Source organism: Pseudomonadota bacterium (genome assembly GCA_039193195.1).
In the GTDB taxonomy this organism is placed as follows: domain Bacteria; phylum Pseudomonadota; class Gammaproteobacteria; order Steroidobacterales; family JBCBZW01; genus JBCBZW01.
Genome location: JBCCWS010000008.1, coordinates 157,733 through 176,703, shown reverse-complemented (window position 1 = coordinate 176,703; position 18,971 = coordinate 157,733). Strand labels below are relative to the sequence as shown.

The window sequence follows — 18,971 nt, the reverse complement described above, 5'->3', positions numbered from 1 at the left end:
TGGTGGCGCTAGTGGGCCGCTTGGTAAATGAGGTAACGCTCAGTCTGCGTAGGGGCAGCGTCAGCAAGGCGCGTCGCGCGGCCAATGGCATCGCCATTGGCTGCATTCGACCGCCTTGCCCTGGCGCCCGTGCTACTCGCTGAGCGTCACCTTAGTTACCAAGCGGCCCACTAGGCCAGGCGGTTTGCGCCGGGCGCTTCAATTCCCGCCGAGGGGGGCATTCTGCCGGGCGCATCCGCCGCATTCAAATAGGCGCCATGGCGGCAGGCTCGCCATCGGAAAGTTCCGCCCGGGCTAGAGGAGCGCGCTGCCGGCGCCGGTCCGCTACGATGGACCGATGTCGATCAAACGCTGCCACAACATCGCTGACCTGCGCCGAGTCGCTCAGCGTCGGATTCCCGCGCCCATGTTTCATTACATCGACGGGGGCGCCGACGACGAGGGCACCATGAGGCGCAACACCGCCGCCTTCGACGACTTCACCCTGGTGCCGCGCTACCTGGTGGACGTATCTGAGATCGACACTCGCTGTCGTGTACTCGGTGCCGACCTAGCTCTGCCTCTCGTGCTTGCCCCGACCGGCATGTCATGCCTGTTCCATCACGAGGGAGAGCTCGCCGTGGCCCGCGCGGCTGAGCGCGCGGGGATCTACTACTCGCTATCTACCGTGGCGACCAAGTCGATCGAAGCGGTAGCGCAAGTCAATGACGGGCCAAAAATGTACCAGCTCTACATCCTACGCGATCGGGGTCTTAACCGAGAGTTCATGGCACGGGCACGCGAAGCGGGCTACACCGCCCTATGCCTGACGGTCGATGTGCCAGTGGCAGGCAATCGTGAGCGCGACCTACGCACGGGGATGGCCCTGCCGCCTAGCCTTGGCGTGAGGGGCATCATCGATATTCTCACCTCGCCCTCATGGCTGTGGGGCTACCTTCGCTCGCCGGGCTTCGAGCTTGCCAACGTGGCCCATCGCGAAGAGTTCAAGGAGCAAGAGGGCTCTTCGGTGGCCCAATACATCAATGATCAGTTCGATGCCACAGTCACCTGGGAGGATGCCGAACAGATGATCGCCGAGTGGGGTGGCCCCTTCGCCATCAAGGGCATCCTTAGCGCCGATGACGCCAAGCGCGCCGTGCAGATCGGCGCTAGCGCCGTCATTGTCTCCAACCACGGCGGGCGCCAACTGGACGGTGCGCCGGGGGCCTTGGATGCCTTGCGCGAGGTGGTCGACGCCGTCGGCGATCGGGCTGAGGTGATTCTCGATGGTGGTGTTCGACGCGGCACCCACATACTCAAAGCCTTGGCCTGTGGTGCCACCGCATGCATGGCTGGGCGGGCCTACCTTTACGGGCTTGCCGCCGGCGGCGAGGCGGGCGTGAATCGCGCGTTGGATCTGATGGCGGCGGAACTTCAGCGTGACATGGCGTTGCTTGGGGCCTGTACGCTGCGAGACGTGGATGCGAGCTGCCTGCGCCGATCCGTGTGCTAGCCTGACCCTCGCGCTCATGTCGGGCGCACATCTACAACGACTCAATCGAAAGGGGGTTCCTCGTGCGAATCGTTAAGGGCTCGTTTGTGTTCGCCGTGCTCGCCTGCGTGGGGGTGCTGTCCACCGCGGCAAGTGCAAAGGAGGCAGATGAGAAGGCGGTGGAGTACCGCCAGGCGGTGTTGCGGGTGATCGGCGTGAACTTACGCCCGATGGTGTTCATGGCGCGCGGCATGTCTGACTACGATGCTGAAGAGGTGGCCTTGCGCGCGACCCGCATCAATCAGTTGTCGCAGATGGTGGAGGAGGCGTTCACGCGCGACACCTCCGGTGTCGACGGCTTGAGCACCGAAGCACTCGATAAGATCTGGAGTAACTGGGACGACTTCGGTACCAAGGTCTCGGCTCTGCAGGAGGCCAGTTTGGCGCTCTCCGACGCGCCTGCGGATCTGGCCGGATTCAAGGCTGCCTTCAGTAAGCTTGGCCAGGCTTGCAAGGGTTGCCACGACAACTACAAGGCGGAGTAGGCGCTACGGGAGCTCGCCTTCTGGAGGGGTTCCCTAAAACAGGCCGTCCGGCATGGGCGGGGGCGGTGCCAGGGCCACGACGGCCCACACGCCCCCGGCCACCAGCGCTGCGATGACTAGGGCCAGGAAGGTGCGATCGCTACGGATCGCATCTGCCTGCGAGATGCGATCGCCTCCTTTGCGCCCGGTGATCATCGGGCCGATTAGGTTCTGTCCCTTGAGGGCGGCGTACCAGCTGATGGCGAGCAGGTGCAGGACGATCACCCATGGGATCAGTTGACCGTTGATCTTGTGAATGGTGTTGACGGTCTCGGCCCACTCGGTCGAGATTGCGCCGTTCCATGGGCCGAAGTAGGCCAGCTCGTCGCTCGCGAACAACCCGGTCGTGGCTTGCACGGTCAACATCGTGAGCATCAGCAGGACGGCCACTGCGCCCAGGGGGTTATGACCGGCGCTCGGCACGCTGTCGCGCTGTGCGAGGGTCTTGGCGTAGCGCATGGTCTGCGCCGGCCCCTTCAGGAAGCTCGTGAAGCGCGCGTGGCGCGATCCGACGAGCCCCCACAGCACCCGGAAGACCACCAGGCCAAGGGTGATGTAGCCGAGGGCCATGTGTGCGGCCAGCAGATCGAAGGCATTGGCGGTGATCCAGGAGCTTGGCACCAGCAGGGCGATCGACCAGTGCACCACTCGCGTCGGCCAGTCCCAGACCCTTACTGGGCCTGGCCGAGGCGGTGAGAACGGCGTTGTGTCAGACAAGAAGCGCTCGTCTTAAGCGGTGAGCGCCGCCGCCGGGGCCACGTAGGGGTGACCTAGCGACTCGGCCACGGGTTGGCAGGTCACCTTGCCCGCATGGACGTTGAGGCCGTTGCGCAGATCCGCGTCGGTGGTGATCGCCTTGGCGAGCCCCATGTTGGCGAGCTTCACCACGTAGGGAAGGGTGGCGTTGTTGAGGGCGAAGGTGGAAGTGCGGGGCACGGCGCCCGGCATGTTGGCCACGCAGTAGTGCACCACCTCATCGATCACGTAGGTGGGATCTTCATGGGTGGTTGCCCTAGAGGTTTCAAAGCAGCCACCCTGGTCAATTGCCACATCCACCACCACCGAGCCCGGCTTCATGCGGGAGATGATGTCGCGCGTGAGGAGCTTCGGCGCCGCCGCCCCGGGCAGCAGGACCGCGCCGACCACCAGATCAGCCTCTAGCGCGTAGTGTTCGATGGCTTCGCGTGTGGAGTACACGCAGGAGATTCGTCCAGAGTAGTCGATGTCGAGCTGGCGCAGGCGAGCGATGGAGCGATCGAGGATGGTGACCTCCGCGCCCATGCCCTTGGCGATGTAGGCGGCGTTGTCGCCCACGATGCCGCCGCCGATGATCAACACCTTCGCCGGCGCCACGCCGGGCACGCCGCCGAGCAAGGTGCCGCTGCCGCCCTGAGCGCGCTCCAGCGCGTGGGCACCGGCCTGAATCGATAGGCGACCTGCGACTTCGCTCATCGGCGCCAAGAGCGGGAGGGATCCGCCGGGGCCGGTGATGGTCTCGTAGGCGACCGAGCTGCTGCCGCTGCGGATCAGCGCTTCGGTGATCTCGGCCGCTGCCGCTAGATGCAGGTAGGTGAACAGCAGCTGGCCCTCGCGCAGCATGGCGCACTCGGGCAGCTGCGGCTCCTTTACCTTCACGACCATATCGGCTTGAGCAAACACCTCGGCGGCCGTTTCCGCCACGGTGGCGCCCGCGTGACGATAGTCCTCGTCGGTCAGGCGAATGCCCGCGCCAAGCTGTGTCTCTACCACCACCTGATGGCCGTGCATGACGATCTCACGCACGCTGGCGGGCGTGAGGCCGGCACGAAACTCTCGGTTCTTGATTTCCTTAGGCACCCCGATGAGCATATTCTGTATTCCCCCTGGTGTTATTGCTTGCTGGCGAGGACGGCAGCCCCAGCTCTGGCGATTTGACCGTCCTGCTGGGAGCGCACGCCGCTGATGCCGATGGCGCCTACCACGGTGCCGTCCACCTCGAGGGGTACGCCCCCTTCCACCGCCACAACGCCGGGCATGGCGAGGTAGCCTTGGCGGCCGGAGCCGACTAACTCCTCGAAGGCGGCTGTTGGGCGCTTGAACAGCACCGCGCTGCGTGCCTTGGCGATGGCCACATCGACGCTGCCGAGCTGCACGCGATCGTCGCGCTGCAGGTAGATGATGTGTCCACCATCGTCCAACACAGCGATGACCACCGGCCAGTCGTTGGCGACGGCTTCCTCTTCGGCGGCTTCGGCCACGCGGCGGGCCGCCGCCAGGCCGATAGAGGTCTTACTTGTCATGCTGGTCTGCCCCTGGTGGCCACGGGAAAGCCGGGCCTGCCTGGCGGCGGGCCCGGGATCGGGGGACAAGTCTAGCGGAGTCGCGGCGGCGGCAGGTGGCGAAGTGGGCCGGACTTAGATCGTGGGCTGGTCCGCGAGCCACTCGTCGTCCGAGTCCTCACTGATGTCGCCGAATAGCGGCGTGGTGTAGTAGCGCTCGGCGGTGTCCGGCAGCATGGCCAGGATAACGCTGCCCGGGCTAGCCTTGGCCGCCACCTTCAGGGCTGCCGCCAGCGTGCCACCGCCGGAGACGCCAGTGAAGATGCCCTCCTTGGCTGCAAGCGCCCGGGAGGTCTCCATGGACTCTACGTCGGAGACGGGCACGTTCTCGTCGAAGACTTCGCGGTTGAGCACGTCCGGCACGAAGTCTGGCGTCCAGCCCTGAATCTTGTGCGGCTGCCACTCCTGGCCGGCGAGCAGGCGCGCGTTGTCCGGCTCGGTGGTGACGATGGTCACCTCCGGGCGCGCCAGCTTGATCATCTCGCCCGCGCCCGACATCGTGCCGCCCGTGCCCCAGCCCGTGACCCAGTAGTCGAGGCGTCGGCCAGCGAAGTCGCTCAGGATCTCCGGCCCTGTAGTGCTGCGGTGGAAGGCAGGGTTGGCGCCGTTGGTGAACTGACTGGCCCAGAACCATCCGTGCCTTTCGGACAGCTCCTGGGCCTTTTTCACCATGCCCGTGCCGCGCTCCGCCGCGGGCGTCAGGATCACCTTGGCACCGAGTAGCTTCATTAGCTTACGGCGCTCCTTGGAGAAGCTGTCTGCCATGACGGCGACGAAGGGATAGCCGCGGGCCGCGCACACCATGGCCAGGGCCACGCCCGTGTTGCCCGAGGTGGCTTCGACGACGGTCTGTCCGGGGGAGAGGGCGCCGCTACGTTCGGCGTCCTGCACGATGCCCCAGGCCAAGCGGTCCTTTACCGAGGCGCCCGGGTTGAAGGCCTCTACCTTCACGTAGAGATCGACGTGTTCCGGGGCGATGTGGTTGAGCCTCACCACCGGCGTGGAGCCGATCGTGTCGATGATGCTGTCGTAGATCATGCGCGCGTTCCCTTTCCTTCGGGCGAGCCGTTGTTGGACGATGGTCGCGTTTTCGGCGCGATATGCCGGCGTTCGTTGCCGTCGGGGTCGTCCGATTCGTCATTTGTGCCGCAATGCGGCAAAATAGACCCACATCAAACGAGGCCTCGCAGCTAGCCTGGAAGAATAAACGGCGAAGGAGGGCGAGCAGAACGACTTTATGTCGTCGGCCTTATAGCGCAATCGAATATGCTGGACGCCGCGGCCGTCTCGACGCTGCGAGACGCCCGGCAGCGGGGCTCAGCCCCGAGGACATCGAATGGATCAACTGAGCGGTATCGACGCCACTTTCCTCTACCTGGAAACCCCCAAGGCCCCCATGCACATCGGCGGTGTGCTGTTCTGCGCCCCCGCCAATCCTGGCGACCGCGGTCTCGACTTTCAAAGCTTCCGCGCTCTGGTGGAATCGCGCTTGCACGTGAGCCCAGTGTTCCGCCGGCGCGTGGTGCACGTGCCGCTGGACTTGGACAACCCCTTCTGGGTGGAAGATCCGCACTTCAACCTGGACGCACACGTGAGCTACATGGCCCTGCCGGGTAAGCGCAGCTGGACCGAGATGCGCCACCTCCTCGAGCACCTGTTCTCCGTGCCATTGGACACGCGCCGCCCCCTGTGGTCATTGACCTTCGTAGAGGGTCTCGACGGCATCCAGGGGCTGCCGCCGGGTTCCTTTGCGGTGGTCCACAAGATCCACCACGCTGCCGCCGACGGCATGAGCGGTCGCGACCTGCTGACGTGCCTGCTCGATCCCACCCCTGAGGTGCGTGAGTTCCCGGGGCATGCGCGCTGGATGCCGGACATGCAGCCCTCACTGGCGCAGCTGCTCACGAGCACAGGGCTGGGCTTGCTAAAGCGCCCCTTCGGGGTCGCGCGCACCGTAGGCTCGGTGCTCGGCGGCGTGCTCAACCTGGGCCGAGACCTGCTGCTGGAGGGCAGCAAGGAACGGGACGTCAACCTCACGGGGCCACGCACGCGCCTCAACGTGCCCGTAGAGCCGCAGCGCGTCTTCGGCGCCGTGCGCTTGCAGCTCGCGTCTCTGCGCGCCGCGCGGGGGCTCGTGTCCGGGGCGAGCCTCAACGACGTCGTGCTCACCGTTTGCGCAGGTGCCCTGCGTCGCTACTTGCAGGCCAATGCGGAATTGCCTGCCCAGTCCCTAACGGCCCTCGTGCCGATCTCCGTGCGTCGCTCCGTGCTGGAGGCCAACAACAATCGCTTGAGTGCGATGATCGTCTCCCTGGCCACCTTGGAGGCAGACCCCGTGGCGCGACTCGAGGCTGTCCACGGCAGCGTGCGACTCAACAAGGACTACGCCGAGGCTATTGGCGCTCGCACGCTGTCCGACGTCGCGCAGGTGGTGCCCTTCACCCTCGGCATCGCTGCCTCCCGGTTCTACTCGCGGATGCAGATGGCCCTGTACCATCCGCCGCTCTTCAACCTGGTGATCACCAACGTGCCGGGTCCGCGCCGCCCGCTCTACTTCAACGGCGCGCGTGTGCTGAGCACTCTCGGCACGGCGCCGATCATCGATGGCTTGGGCATGATCATCGTGGTCACGAGCTACCTCGAAGAGCTTTCGATCAGCGTTACGGCCTGTCCCTCCGTGCTGCCGGACGTGGAGTTCTTCGAACAGTGCCTGCGCGAATCGATGGAGGAGATCGACGCCGCGGTAGAGGAGCGGGCATCCGCTGCGCGGCCGGCGGCGCCAACTCCCTTGCGTGCGGTGCCGGGCGGGAGCCAGGGCGCGTAATGGAGATGGCGGATGAGAAGATCTCAAGCCCGTCGCTGCTGAACCAGGCCCTCGAGGCTCGGGTGGGCATGGAGATCGCCGCGACGCTCGGCACCTACCCCCTGCTGCGCCAGGCGCCGCGAGGGGATGGCCACCCTGTCCTGGTATTGCCTGGATTCCTGACCAACAGCCTGTCTACCAGCTTGCTGCGCAATTTCCTCAAGGACCTAGGTTACCGCGCCCATCGCTGGAAGCTGGGGTGGAACACAGGACCGATCGGGGAGATCGAGCACTCGATTCTGGTGCGCATTCAGGAGCTGCGGCGGCGTTACCGGCGCAAGGTGAGTCTGGTTGGGTGGAGCCTCGGCGGCGTGTACGCCCGTGAGCTGGCCTGGATGGCGCCTGACGACATCCGCCAAGTGATCACCTTAGGCAGTCCCGTGCGTGAACACGCGAAGAGTTCCGTGGCCTGGCTCTACTCCTTGGTGGCCAGCCAGCATCCGGAGTCCATCGATGCGGCGGATCTGGAGCGCGCCAGCCTGCCGCCACCGGTACCCACCACCTGCATCTACAGCCGCACGGACGGCATCGTGCCGTGGCAGTGCTCGATCGAGCAGACCTCGCCCTTCAGCGAGAACATCCGGGTGGAGAGCAGCCACTTCGGCCTCGGCAGCCACCCCCTGTCCTTCTGGGCGGTGGCCGATCGCCTCGCGCAAGCAGAAGGGGAGTGGGCGCCCTTCGAGCGCGAGGGCTTGAAACGCTGGTTCTTCGGGCGCTCGGACGAGCGGCCTAGTAACGGAGATGCGCTCGGTCCTAGGGCCTAGAACTCGGTCCAGTCCCCATCGTCCGCAGCGCCGCCGCCAGCGGCAACCTTGAGCGGTGCGCTCGCCGCCGGGGCTGCGGCGGGCGCCGGAGCTGCCTTCGGCGCGGCGCTCGCTTTCGACCACGGTCGATTGGGACCGCGCCGTTCGGGAATCGCCGCCGCCGAGGCGTGGCCGCTACTCGTGCTGAAACGGGCGATGATCGCCTCGAGCGACTTACTTTGCTCTACGATCGACTCGCTCGCCGCCGCCGCCTCTTCCACCAGGGCGGCATTCTGCTGCGTCACGTCGTCCATCTGACTAACTGCACCGTTGACCTGCTCGATGCCGGCGCTCTGCTCGGCGCTGGCATTGGCGATTTGCTCGACGATTTCCGTGACCTTGTTGACTGCATCCACGATCTCCTGCAGCGTCGTACCGGACTGATCGACCAGTGACGACCCTTCCTTGACCCGCTGCACGCTATCTTGGATGAGACTCTTGATCTCCTTCGCTGCGGTGGCGCTTCGGCTGGCGAGGTTGCGCACCTCTGAGGCGACAACGGCAAAGCCACGTCCCTGCTCACCCGCGCGAGCGGCTTCGACCGCTGCGTTCAGGGCGAGGAGGTTGGTCTGGAAGGCAATTTCGTCGATCACGCCGATGATGTCCGCGATACGCGCCGAGGCATCGTTGATGCCGTTCATGGCAGTTACCGCCTTGCCCACGATATCCCCGCCGCGGCTGGCTTCTTCGCGCGCCTCGATAGCGAGTTCGCTCGCCTGCGAGGCGTTGTCCGCTGTTTGCTTTACGGTGGCGGTCATCTGCTCCATGCTGGACGCGGTCGACGCCAGGCTCGATGCCTGCTCCTCCGTCCGCTGGGCCAGGTTGACGTTGCCCTTGGAGATCTCCTCCGCCGAGGATGACACCTCGTGGGCAGCGGAGCTGATCTGCTCGATGACGTCCGAGTAGGTGTCGAGCAGGGAGTTCACCCCGTCGCCGAGGGTCTTGAAGAAGCCCGATTTCCCCGCGATGTCGATGCGCTGCGAGAGATCCCCGCTAGCAGCTGCATTAACGATCTTGCTTACGCCCGATTCCATCGCGAGCTCGCTGGTGCGGTCGAGCCACTCGACCACGGTGCCAAGGCGATTGCCCTTCTCATCGATGATCGGGTTGGCAGTGAAGCCGAAGGTGCGCGAACCCACGCTCAACTGACTTTGCACCGCCTCGGTCATGCCCGCCAGCATGCCGCCTTGGTGTGCCGGATCGCGGTGAAAGTCATCGATATTCTGACCGATGAGGCGGTTCGCATCGAAGTTGGGCAAGCTCTGTCGGATATCGTCGGCGGCGTCGCGGAACAAGTCGCAGGCACGGTCGTTCATGTAGGTAATCTTGTGCGATTCGTCGGCCACCATCACGTTGGTGCTGGTCGTCTGCAGCGCCTGCAGCAGCCTTTCGTTGCGGTTGCGCTCGGTCAGGATGCTGTCGGTCACGTAGGTGGCGATCTCAATGACTCGGGCGACTTTGCCCGTTGCGTCACAGACCGGCAGGTAGGTGGCGTGGATCCACACCTCTTCACCCGTCTTCGATAGCCGCATGTAGCGACCCGAATCCTGTTCGCCAGCGCCGAGCTTCGCCCAGAATTGGCGGTACTCATCGGAGGCGCTGTAGCTCGGCTCGACGAACATACGGTGATGTTGCCCTTGGACCTCGTGCAGTGCGTAGCCGACCGCGTTCAGGAAGTTCTGGTTAGCACCGATGATGGTGCCGTCGGGTTCGAACTCGATCACGGCCTGGCTCGTGTCTAACGCGCGCAGTACGTCGACTCCCGTCTCGGGGCTGTTGCACCAGGCACGCTCGTCAGTCGGATTGGACACCGTCACGGAACTCCCTCGTTGCTCACACGATCTCACCGCCTGTATCGGGAGCTGCTGAGACGACCTTGAGGTCTCGACCTATTGGTGCCGAGAACTGAGAACTGGTCTACGAGCTGGCGGGTGTGTCGTCGCCCGGTGCTGGCGTTGCGTCTGCACGCGTGTCCTGGAGGAGAGGGTCGGTCTTGCGAATTGGCGCTTGGAGCCAGCCGGGAATCTTGGGCTCCGTGCGGCGCAGGGTAGCGTCGAAGCGCGGGTAGCGTCGGCGCACCTTAGTCATCAGCTCAGCACTGGCGTCGCTCGAGGAGATGAGCAACGCCAGGCCGATGACCATCAGAGGCAAGCCAAGGGGGATGGGGAAAGGAAATAGGATGAGTCCCGCCACCAGCAGCACGATCGCGACGATGGTGATGGACCAGGCCTTGACCGCACCGCGCAGCCGTGCGAAGAGCTCCCTCACAACGCCGCTTCAACGTCGCGCTTGGAGCCTTCGGGCGGGAGGGTCGCCTCAGGCGCTAGCGGTGGGGAGCGGACAGCTGACACCGGTTCCTGCAAGCCCGCAGTAACCGTTCGGGTTCTTCGCCAGGTATTGCTGGTGGTACTGCTCGGCGTAGTAAAACGTGGGCGCGGGCCCCAATTCCGAGGTGATGGCCGGAAAGCCCTTGGCGGCAAGCTGCGCTGCGTAGGTCTCGCGTGATGCGCGCGCGATGGCAGCCTGCTCCTCGCTCGTCGTGTAGACGGCGGAGCGGTACTGTGTGCCCACGTCGTTACCCTGGCGCATGCCCTGCGTAGGGTCGTGGGCTTCCCAGAAGGTCTGCAGGAGCTGCTCGTAACGAATCACCTGCGGGTCGTAGATCACGAGCACAACTTCCGTATGGCCCGTGCGACCGCTGCACACCTCTTCGTAGGTGGGGTTGGGCGTGAGGCCGCCCGCGTAGCCGACGGCTGTGGAGTGCACGCCGTCGAGCTGCCAGAACAGGCGCTCGGCGCCCCAAAAGCAGCCGAGTCCGAATACGGCCGTCTCCAGACCCTCCGGAAAGGGCCCGCGCAGCGCGTTGCCGTTGATGAAATGGCGATTGTCCAGGGGAATCGACTGCTCGCGACCGGGCAGTGCGTCCTGGGCCGTTGGGAGTGTGGTCTTCTTGCCCATTCCGAACATCGTGCGCTCCTGCGTTTCTCCGGATGCCCTGAGATCGGGCTGACGAGCTGGAATTTCAACATCCCCATCCGCGCTGATCTACCCGCCGCGCGGGTCGGGCAACGCGTTGCGCTAAGGGTCAGTCGGCTTCGACGATCTCCGTCTGGTAGTCGGCGAGCGCCGCCTCGATCACGCGGTAGGCCTGCTCTCGGCCGTAGGGCTCGCGGATCTCTACCTTCTTCTCACCGCCCGGGATCCACTTGTAGGTCTCGAAGTAGTGCACGAGACGCTCGACGAGCACTCCCGGGAGCTCGGAGAGGGTCTGCACGCTGCCGTACATGTTGTCCTTAACGAAGACCCCCACGATCTTATCGTCCACCTCACCGCCGTCGATCATCGTTAGGCCGCCGATCACCTTCACGTCGAGGATGATGTTGGCGCGCTCGATCGGGCGCTCAGAGATGATGCAGATATCAAGGGGATCGTTGTCGCCGGGGAGGTTCAGGCCCGTCACCTTCGACACTTGGTTCGCGCACAGGGTGCGCGGAATGAAGCCGTAGAGGGCCGGCGGGATCGATGCGCTGCGCTGGGGGCGGTCGACGCGGATGTAGCCGTACTTCTTGTCAATCTCGTACTTCACCAAGTCGTAAGGCGTCATTTCCACATACGCCGTGACCACTTCCGGGCAGTTGTCGCCGGGCTCGATGCCGTGCCAGGGGTGCGGACGCCAGGCCAGATAGTCTTTGCTCATCTTCTCGTTCCTCGCCTGGGGGCAGCCCGACGCACGGGGCCGGGTGCCGCCGATGGCACTTGCGGCGGACCAAAGGGAGACTTGGGGTCGGGAAGTATCAAGACCTTAGGTGCGCTGCGTCAACCGACTGACCGGCACTTTTACTCAGCCACCGTCCGCCGGGAGCTTGTAGTCAGCGAACCGCTCGCGAAGCTGGCGTTTGGAGATCTTGCCCGTGCTCGTGTGGGGGATGTCCTGCACGAAGGCCACGGCGTCGGGAATCCACCAGCTCGCTACCTGCCCCTTGTAGCTCGCGAGCAAGGCATCAGGGTCGATCTCGGCGCCCTCCTCGGGCCGCACGATCAGGAGCGGGCGTTCGAACCACTTCGGATGGGCGACGCCGATCACCGCCGCTTCGGCGACGCCGTCGAAGCCCACGGCGAGGTTCTCGAGCTCGATCGAGCTGATCCACTCGCCGCCGGACTTGATCACGTCTTTGGTGCGATCGGTGATCTGCATGTAGCCGTACTCGTCGACGGTGGCCACATCGCCCGTGTCGAACCAGCCGTCGGCGGTGTGCGATTGCTGACCCTCGGACTGTCGGTAGTAGGCCGAGCACACCCAGGGGCCGCGCACCTGCAGCGGGCCGAAGGCTTCGCCGTCCCAGGGCAGCTGCTCACCCTTGTCATCCACGATGCGCATCTCGATGCCGAAGGTGCCGCGGCCCTGCTTAAGGGCCAGGGCGTAGCGCGTGTCCTCTGCCAGCTCGGCGACGCGACGGCTCTCCGTGTTGATCGTGCCCATGGGGCTGGTCTCGGTCATGCCCCAGGCGTGGCCCACGCGCACGTCGTGCACGTCGCGGAACTCGTCCATGATCGCCTTCGGGCAAGCGGAGCCGCCCACCACCGTTCGGTCGAGGCTGGCCAACTTGCCGCCTGCCTTGCGCGCGTACTCGAGGAGCGCTAGCCACACGGTCGGCACGCCGAGGGCGCAGGTGACTTGGTGTCCTTCGATCAGCTCGAAGAGCGCCTGCCCGTCGCCCATCTTCGGACCCGGCAGTACCAGATCCGCGCCCGCCATTGGCGCCGCGTAGGGCACTCCCCAGGCGTTCACATGGAACATCGGGACGACTGGCAGCAGGCGGTCCTTGCTGCTTACGCCCATCGCATCGGTCATGCAGCAGCCCATGGCGTGCAGCACCGTGGAGCGATGGCTGTAGAGCACGCCCTTCGGGTTTCCGGTGGTGCCTGAGGTGTAGCACATGGAGCTCGCGGTATCTTCGTCGAGATTAGGCCAGTCGAACGCGGTGGGGTGGCCGGCGATGAAGGACTCGTAGCTCTGCGCGCCCGGTAGCGGCGTTTGCGGCATGTGGGCATCGTCGGTGAGCACCACGTAGCGCTGCACCGTGGGCAGCTTGTCGGCGAGCTTCTCAAGCAGCGGCAGGAACAACGGATCGATGAAGAGTATGCGATCCTCCGCGTGGTTGATCACGTACACCACCTGCTCGGGGAACAGGCGCGGGTTCATCATGTGCAGCACGTAACCGCTGCAGGAGACGCCGTAGTACAGTTCGAAGTGGCGGTGGTCGTTCCACGCCAGGGTGGCGACCCGGTCCGTGGCGTTGAGGCCGCAGCCGGCGAGGGCGTGGGCCAGCTGCGCCGTGCGTTCGAAGGCCTCGCGGTAGGTGTAGCGATGGGTAGGGTTGTCCATCGTGATGTCCGCGATCGTGGCATGCGGATGGTTGATCTGCGCGTGCCGCATGATGGAAGTGATCGTGAGCGGCGTGCGCATCATCAGTCCGTGCATGGCGCTAGCTCCTTCGGCGGTGGCGTAGGCGATGACCTACCCGGGGCCACCACCGTTGATGAAACATCCGCGAACTCAACACCAACGGCGTCGTGGCCGCAAGCGTTCCTTCGCTTGTGGCGCAGTGCCGCAAAGTAGAACGGAGTCCTCGTGAGAAAACCGGAAGACACGCGCGTCTGCGTTTTCGATGCTTACGGCACGCTGTTTGATCTTACGAGCGCGACCCGCGAACACCTCGCGCTCCTGGGTGAACATGCGAATCAGGTGGCGTCTGTCTGGAGGGCCAAGCAGCTCGAGTACAGCTGGTTACGAAGTTTGATGGGTGCGTGGGCGCCCTTCGCGCAGGTGGTCGAGGAGGCTCTCGACTATGCGCTGGACAGCGCCGGGCTTGCCGCCCGTCGCGCGGAAATCGCGCCGCCCCTGCTATCGTCCTTCGCGAGCCTCGATACTTTTCCCGAAGTGCCTGAGGTGCTGCGCAGGTTGCGCGCTGTGGGCGTACAGACCGCGGTGCTCTCGAACGGGTCGCGCGATATGCTCGACCAAGCCGTGCAGGCGGCGGGCATCACCGAGCTCTTGGACGCCGTCATCAGTGTGGATGAGGTGCGGGTGTTCAAGCCTGACCCACGGGTCTACCAGTTGGCCTTGGACCGGTTCTCTGTCGAAGCCTGTCGGGTTAGCTTTCAGTCGTCGAACAGTTGGGACGTAGCGGGCGCCGCGCACTTTGGCATGTTCGTTGTTTGGTGCAACCGTTCGGCCGCGCCGACGGAGCGCTTGCCCTCCGGTGCGCACGCGGAGGTGAGTGCGCTGGATACGCTGCCGGACGTACTCGGCATGAGGTAAGCACGCTCGAGTCTCGTCCGCCTCAAGAGCTCATTGTGTTGCCAATGAACGCTTGGCGCACCAGTTTCAGACAAATATCTGACTGGCGGGAGATGCGTTTCGGATCCAAAGCGCTGACACTTGAGGCTTGAGGAACTCGCGCGTCGGAAGCTGCGTCCGCAGCAAGGATCTTGGGATGGGCAAGCCAGTCACCCTAGCGGAGCGCTACGCGGATCTGTTTGCGCTGGCGTCGGTGCCCCTGGTGCTCGTCTCTGCGGACGGCATCATTCGCATGACCAACGCGCAGTTCGATCACATCTTCGAGTACGCGCAGGACGAGCTGGTCGGCCAATCGGTAGAGCGCTTACTGCCAATCGATGATCGTGATCAGCATCCCAGGTTGCGTGCCGCCTATCATCGCGTGCCCATCAAGCGTGCCATGGGACAGGGGCGTGAGCTGCGCGGTTTGAGCCGATCCGGTCGTACGATCCCCCTGGAGCTCGCGTTGAATCCGGTCGAATGGGACGGCGAGCGTTGGGCGCTGGTTACCGCGATCGAGATCAGCGCTCGTAGGGCTAACGAGTCCTTGGCGCAAACCGCCCTCGAGGCGGCGGCGACAGCCACGCTAGTGGTGCGCCCGGACGGATGAAGGCAGCTTGCCGGCCACGCTCGTGGTGATGATGTTTACGTCTTTTGGATGATTCCGCCGTCGCTGAGATTCTTCGGCTCTACGGAATCCATTGACCGAGCGAAACGACCAGGCGTACCTCGCCAGCGCCGGCGGATTTTTGGCAATCGCAATTGGTGCCGCCAATTCCGGCGCTTTCCGCAAGATTTGTCCACAATGATGCTGGAGATTTCATTGACGCGCGGCACGCTTCGAATCCGCCCGGGGAGGCAGTCTTGGCCAAGATCGCCGTGCTCGCCATCGACGACGATGACGTTCAACACATGTTGTTGTCGCGTCTGCTGCGTGATGGCTCTGATGGGTACGCCTACGAGCTGGAGTGTTGCCATACGCTAGAGTCAGCCTTCTATCGCCTCGATTCGGGCAGATCGATCAGTGTGGTGCTGCTCGACCTGGGCCTGTCGGGCAGCCAGGGCGTTGAGACCGTCACGCGCTTCGGGAGTCGGGTGAAGGACTACCCCCTCATCATTCTGACCGGTAACTCTGATCAAGATGTCGCGCGCCGTGCCTTGCACATGGGGGCAGAGGACTACCTCGATAAGACCGACCTCACGGATGCAATCCTGCAGCGCGCCATTCGCTATTCGTTAGAGCGCTTCAACCTCAAACGAGATCTCGAAACTGCTCGCTACGAGCGGGAGATCGCGTTCACCGAGGAGATCGGTTCCGATACCGACAGCCCGGTGGCCTCGCACCTGTGCGGGCAGCGGAATCTGCGACTAGCGGCACCTAGTACCTTCACCCAACTAGTCGGTGCCTACGCCGAGGCCGTCGGCGATGCGATAGAGCAGCGCGCCTTCCACGTCGATCATCGGCTGAGTGATCGACTGCAAAGCATGGCCGATACGCTGGGGCGGCTCATGGCAAAGCCTCGAGATGTTGTTGATATTCACACCGAGGCGTTGCGCATGCACGGCGACGGTGGCGGTGGCGCCCCCGCGAAGATGCGGGCGCGCGTCGAAGAATCCCGCTACCTGCTGCTAGAGCTGGTGGGGAACCTGTGCTCGTACTACCGCCGACAGTCTGTAGGTTTTGGGTCGAGTGAATCCAACGACAAGAGGTCCGAGAGCCGATGAGTGAGTTCCGCCTAAAGCTCTTCATTACCGGACATACCTACCGTGGCGAAACGGCGGCACGGAACGTCCGCCGGTTGTTTGGGGAGACCCTCGGTCAGCCCTATCACCTGACCGTCGTGGATGTGCTGGAGACGCCGGAGGTCGCAGAGGAGTCTCGGGTGATGGCTACGCCCACGCTTATCAAGGAATCGCCAGGTCCGGTCCGTCGGGTGATCGGTGACTTATCCGATCACACGGCCGTACTGAGAGCCATCGGCGTCGAGCCGAGAACGAATGAAGAGGGAGGGCTCTTAGGTGAGTAATGCTACTGCAGTCGCTGTAACCAAGTTGAAGACGGGGATCGACAGCTTTGACTCGATTTCCAATGGCGGTTTGCCAGTGGGACGCACCACCTTGGTATCTGGTACGGCGGGCAGCTCGAAGACCGTATTCGCCGTTCAGTTCCTCGCCCGAGGCTTGCTGGACTACGCGGAAGCAGGAGTCTTCGTCACCTTCGAAGAGACCCCGGCGGACATCCGCAAGAACATGCTTAGCTTCGGTTGGAATCTTCAGGCGTGGGAGCGGGAAGGCAAGCTCGCCATCGTCGATGCCTCCCCGGTGGTCGATGAGGAGTCGGTGATCACCGGCGATTTCGACTTTGGTGCGCTGATGGCGCGCTTGGAGAGTGCCGTGCGCCGAGTCGGCGCGAAGCGCGTGTCCCTGGACTCCCTCGGCGCGGTGTTCACCAAGTTCGACAACCATATCATCGTGCGCTCGGAGCTACTGAAGATCGCTGCCTCCCTTCGGCGCATCGGGGTGACGGCCGTGATGACGGCGGAGCGGACAGAGGAGTACGGTGAGATCGCGCGCCACGGCGTGGAAGAGTTCGTTGCTGACAACGTGGTGGTGTTGCGCAATGTGCTCGAGAATGAGAAGCGACGCCGCACGATGGAGATCCTGAAGTTTCGCGGCACCGATCACCAAAAGGGAGAATACCCGTTCTCGGTGATCGCGGACGAGGGTATCGTGGGAGTGCCCCTGTCGGCGGAGATGCTCAATCAGAAGACCTCCAACATCCGCACCACGTCGGGCAACGACGAGCTCAACAGCATGTGCGGCGGGGGCTTCTTCCGAGACTCGATCGTGCTGGTATCCGGCGCCACCGGGACGGGCAAAACGCTCATGGCATCGCAGTTCCTGGCCGGCGCAGGTGCCGATGATCGCTGCCTACTGTTTGCCTACGAGGAAAGCCGCGATCAGCTGATTCGCAACGCCGAGGGCTGGGGCTTCGATTTCGCGACCATGGAGCGCGAAGGTCGCCTAAAGGTGGTGTGCGATTACCCCGAGGTCATGGGGCTCGAGGAACACCTGGTCCGGATGCGTGCGCTCATCGAGGAGTTCAAGCCGACGCGTATCGCAGTGGACAGCTTGTCCGCCTTAGAGCGCGGCGCTTCTCCAAAGAGCTTCCGGGAGTTCGTTCTCGGACTCACCGCAGCGATCAAGCGCGAGCAGATCGTTGGCCTATTCACCTCCGTAACCCCGTCCCTGATGGGCGGGGCCTCGATCACGGAGGCGCATATCTCGACAATTACCGACTCTATTGTTCTGCTGCGCTACGTAGAGGTGTTCGGCGAGGTCAGCCGCAGCATCGCCGTGCTCAAGATGCGTGGCTCCCGCCACGACCGAGACATTCGGGAGTTCGCGATCGACAACATGGGGATGCAGATTGGCAAGACCTTCCGCACCGTTACGGGCATCATGTCAGGCAATCCCACCCATGTGGCAGTCAGCGAGCAGGAACGCATCGCGGATCTGTTCAGAGACCCGTAGCACCTCCGATGGACCCTGACAGCAGTCCAAGGTTGGGCGCAGCGCCAGCGCATGTACTCGTCGCGCAGATGGCGGACGGCGTGGTGGTCATCGATCCGGCCGGTGTGGTCTGCTTTGCCAACGGGGCTGCCCATCGCCTGTTCGGTCACGCCCACGACGAGGGAATGGTCGGTAGCCTCTTCGGTGTGCCCGTGGTCGCCTCGGGGGTGGCGGAAATCGAGCTGGTGAGCGGTACGTCCGTACGGCTAGCGGAACTCAATGTCACCCAGATCAGCTGGGGCAACACACCGGCGTGGTTGGTGGTGCTGCGCGATGTCACTGCTCGCCGCGAACGCGAGCGCGGTGTGTTCCGCAAGGCGCAGGAGTTCGAGGAGTTTGCGTACACGGTGTCGCACGACCTCCAGGAGCCCTTACGCACGATCGAGCAGCTCGCCCTCGCTTACGTGGAGGATTTCGCCAAGGCGGAACCCGACGAAGCGGACAGGCTGGTGAATATGATGCGAGACATCGCCACTCGGGGTCGCGCAATGGTCAGCTCGTTGATCGAGTACGCGGCGCTGGGCGCCGATGCGGATACGCACGTGCCCTGCGACTTGGGCCGAGTGCTCAAAGACGTATATGCCAATCTAGGCGCAGAGATGGAGGCCTCCGGCGCGGTGGTGGTGGTTGAGACGCCCCTACCTACGGTGGTGGCAAACCCTACGCACATGCTGCAGCTGATGCAGAACCTCGTAGCGAACTCGCTGAAGTTTCGGTCTTCCGCTGCTCCGGAGGTGACCATCAATGCGACCGAGCGCCAAGTCGATTGGCGCATCGACGTCTGCGACAACGGCGTTGGGGTCCCCGAGGAGCAGCGCGACTACGTGTTCGGTGTGTTCGCGCAGCTAGCGAGATCTGAGGCTGCCCTCGGCAGCAAGGGCTTGGGGCTCTCGGTGTGTAAGAAGATTGTGGATTGCCACGGTGGATCGATCTGGATCGACCCCGCTTACCGGGATGGGTGCAAGGTGTCGTTCACTATCCCGCGCCTAGGATGCGAGTAGGCCAGACCCCTGGCTTGG

19 protein-coding genes are annotated in these 18,971 nt (G+C 64.1%); 10 read left to right on the top strand and 9 right to left on the bottom strand.

Annotated features, from left to right (window positions below; all coding sequences use genetic code 11):
- Positions 1-337: 337 nt before the first annotated feature.
- Both AAGA68_10135 and AAGA68_10130 read left to right on the top strand, forming a co-directional pair.
- Complete coding sequence (locus AAGA68_10135; protein MEM9385408.1) at positions 338-1,492, top strand: alpha-hydroxy acid oxidase; 1,155 nt, start codon at positions 338-340, stop codon at positions 1,490-1,492.
- A 62-nt stretch (positions 1,493-1,554) separates the two neighbouring features.
- The gene (locus AAGA68_10130) at positions 1,555-2,016 is read left to right on the top strand and encodes a cytochrome c (GenBank protein MEM9385407.1); all 462 of its coding nucleotides are present in this window, start codon (positions 1,555-1,557) and stop codon (positions 2,014-2,016) included.
- A 33-nt stretch (positions 2,017-2,049) separates the two neighbouring features.
- On the opposite strand, the gene AAGA68_10125 is transcribed toward AAGA68_10130, so the two are convergent.
- The 4 genes from AAGA68_10125 to cysK form a co-directional block, all read right to left on the bottom strand.
- Positions 2,050-2,772, bottom strand: coding sequence for a cytochrome b/b6 domain-containing protein (locus AAGA68_10125; GenBank protein ID MEM9385406.1), 723 nt, complete (start codon positions 2,770-2,772; stop codon positions 2,050-2,052).
- 12 nt (positions 2,773-2,784) lie between these two features.
- Positions 2,785-3,903: an alanine dehydrogenase gene (ald, locus tag AAGA68_10120; GenBank protein ID MEM9385405.1), complete on the bottom strand. Its 1,119-nt coding sequence runs from the start codon at positions 3,901-3,903 to the stop codon at positions 2,785-2,787.
- Between the two features lie 20 nt (positions 3,904-3,923).
- Positions 3,924-4,334: a heme-binding protein gene (locus tag AAGA68_10115; protein MEM9385404.1), complete on the bottom strand. Its 411-nt coding sequence runs from the start codon at positions 4,332-4,334 to the stop codon at positions 3,924-3,926.
- Positions 4,335-4,448: 114 nt separating this feature from the next.
- Positions 4,449-5,411 carry a cysteine synthase A gene (cysK, locus tag AAGA68_10110; GenBank protein ID MEM9385403.1) on the bottom strand — a complete coding sequence of 321 codons (963 nt, stop codon included), beginning with the start codon at positions 5,409-5,411 and terminating at the stop codon, positions 4,449-4,451.
- A 298-nt stretch (positions 5,412-5,709) separates the two neighbouring features.
- On the opposite strand from cysK, the gene AAGA68_10105 reads away from it, so the two are divergent.
- Both AAGA68_10105 and AAGA68_10100 read left to right on the top strand, forming a co-directional pair.
- Positions 5,710-7,197: a wax ester/triacylglycerol synthase family O-acyltransferase gene (locus AAGA68_10105; GenBank protein ID MEM9385402.1), complete on the top strand. Its 1,488-nt coding sequence runs from the start codon at positions 5,710-5,712 to the stop codon at positions 7,195-7,197.
- Complete coding sequence (locus AAGA68_10100) at positions 7,197-8,000, top strand: alpha/beta hydrolase (GenBank protein ID MEM9385401.1); 804 nt, start codon at positions 7,197-7,199, stop codon at positions 7,998-8,000. Before AAGA68_10105 ends, AAGA68_10100 begins: the two co-directional genes overlap by 1 nt.
- Here the strand turns inward: AAGA68_10100 and AAGA68_10095 are convergent.
- The 5 genes from AAGA68_10095 to AAGA68_10075 all read right to left on the bottom strand — a co-directional run bounded on the left by AAGA68_10095 (position 7,997) and on the right by AAGA68_10075 (position 13,521).
- On the bottom strand, positions 7,997-9,850 hold the full coding sequence (locus AAGA68_10095; GenBank protein ID MEM9385400.1) for a methyl-accepting chemotaxis protein: 1,854 nt from the start codon (positions 9,848-9,850) through the stop codon (positions 7,997-7,999). The genes AAGA68_10100 and AAGA68_10095 overlap by 4 nt on opposite strands.
- Before the next feature lie 106 nt (positions 9,851-9,956).
- Positions 9,957-10,307, bottom strand: a complete 351-nt coding sequence (locus tag AAGA68_10090; GenBank protein ID MEM9385399.1) for a hypothetical protein — start codon at positions 10,305-10,307, stop codon at positions 9,957-9,959.
- Positions 10,308-10,355: 48 nt separating this feature from the next.
- Positions 10,356-11,006, bottom strand: a complete 651-nt coding sequence (gene msrA / locus AAGA68_10085) for a peptide-methionine (S)-S-oxide reductase MsrA (protein MEM9385398.1) — start codon at positions 11,004-11,006, stop codon at positions 10,356-10,358.
- A gap of 118 nt (positions 11,007-11,124) precedes the next feature.
- Positions 11,125-11,736, bottom strand: a complete 612-nt coding sequence (locus tag AAGA68_10080; GenBank protein MEM9385397.1) for an inorganic pyrophosphatase — start codon at positions 11,734-11,736, stop codon at positions 11,125-11,127.
- A gap of 144 nt (positions 11,737-11,880) precedes the next feature.
- The gene (locus AAGA68_10075) at positions 11,881-13,521 is read right to left on the bottom strand and encodes a long-chain-fatty-acid--CoA ligase (GenBank protein MEM9385396.1); all 1,641 of its coding nucleotides are present in this window, start codon (positions 13,519-13,521) and stop codon (positions 11,881-11,883) included.
- A 150-nt stretch (positions 13,522-13,671) separates the two neighbouring features.
- Here AAGA68_10075 and AAGA68_10070 point away from each other — a divergent pair, with 150 nt between their 5' ends.
- The 6 genes from AAGA68_10070 to AAGA68_10045 all read left to right on the top strand — a co-directional run bounded on the left by AAGA68_10070 (position 13,672) and on the right by AAGA68_10045 (position 18,953).
- Positions 13,672-14,361 (top strand): haloacid dehalogenase type II, encoded by a 690-nt coding sequence (locus tag AAGA68_10070; GenBank protein ID MEM9385395.1) that lies wholly within the window; start codon positions 13,672-13,674, stop codon positions 14,359-14,361.
- A 175-nt stretch (positions 14,362-14,536) separates the two neighbouring features.
- Positions 14,537-14,989 (top strand): PAS domain S-box protein, encoded by a 453-nt coding sequence (locus tag AAGA68_10065; protein MEM9385394.1) that lies wholly within the window; start codon positions 14,537-14,539, stop codon positions 14,987-14,989.
- Positions 14,990-15,243: 254 nt separating this feature from the next.
- A complete protein-coding gene (locus AAGA68_10060; protein MEM9385393.1) occupies positions 15,244-16,104 on the top strand; it encodes a response regulator in 861 nt (286 codons plus the stop codon).
- Entirely contained in the window at positions 16,101-16,406 is a 306-nt protein-coding gene (locus tag AAGA68_10055; protein ID MEM9385392.1) for a circadian clock KaiB family protein, read from the top strand. Before AAGA68_10060 ends, AAGA68_10055 begins: the two co-directional genes overlap by 4 nt.
- Positions 16,399-17,913 (top strand): circadian clock protein KaiC, encoded by a 1,515-nt coding sequence (gene kaiC / locus AAGA68_10050; protein ID MEM9385391.1) that lies wholly within the window; start codon positions 16,399-16,401, stop codon positions 17,911-17,913. The genes AAGA68_10055 and kaiC overlap by 8 nt, the downstream gene beginning before the upstream one ends.
- 8 nt (positions 17,914-17,921) lie before the next feature.
- A complete protein-coding gene (locus tag AAGA68_10045) occupies positions 17,922-18,953 on the top strand; it encodes an ATP-binding protein (GenBank protein MEM9385390.1) in 1,032 nt (343 codons plus the stop codon).
- Positions 18,954-18,971: the final 18 nt, after the last annotated feature.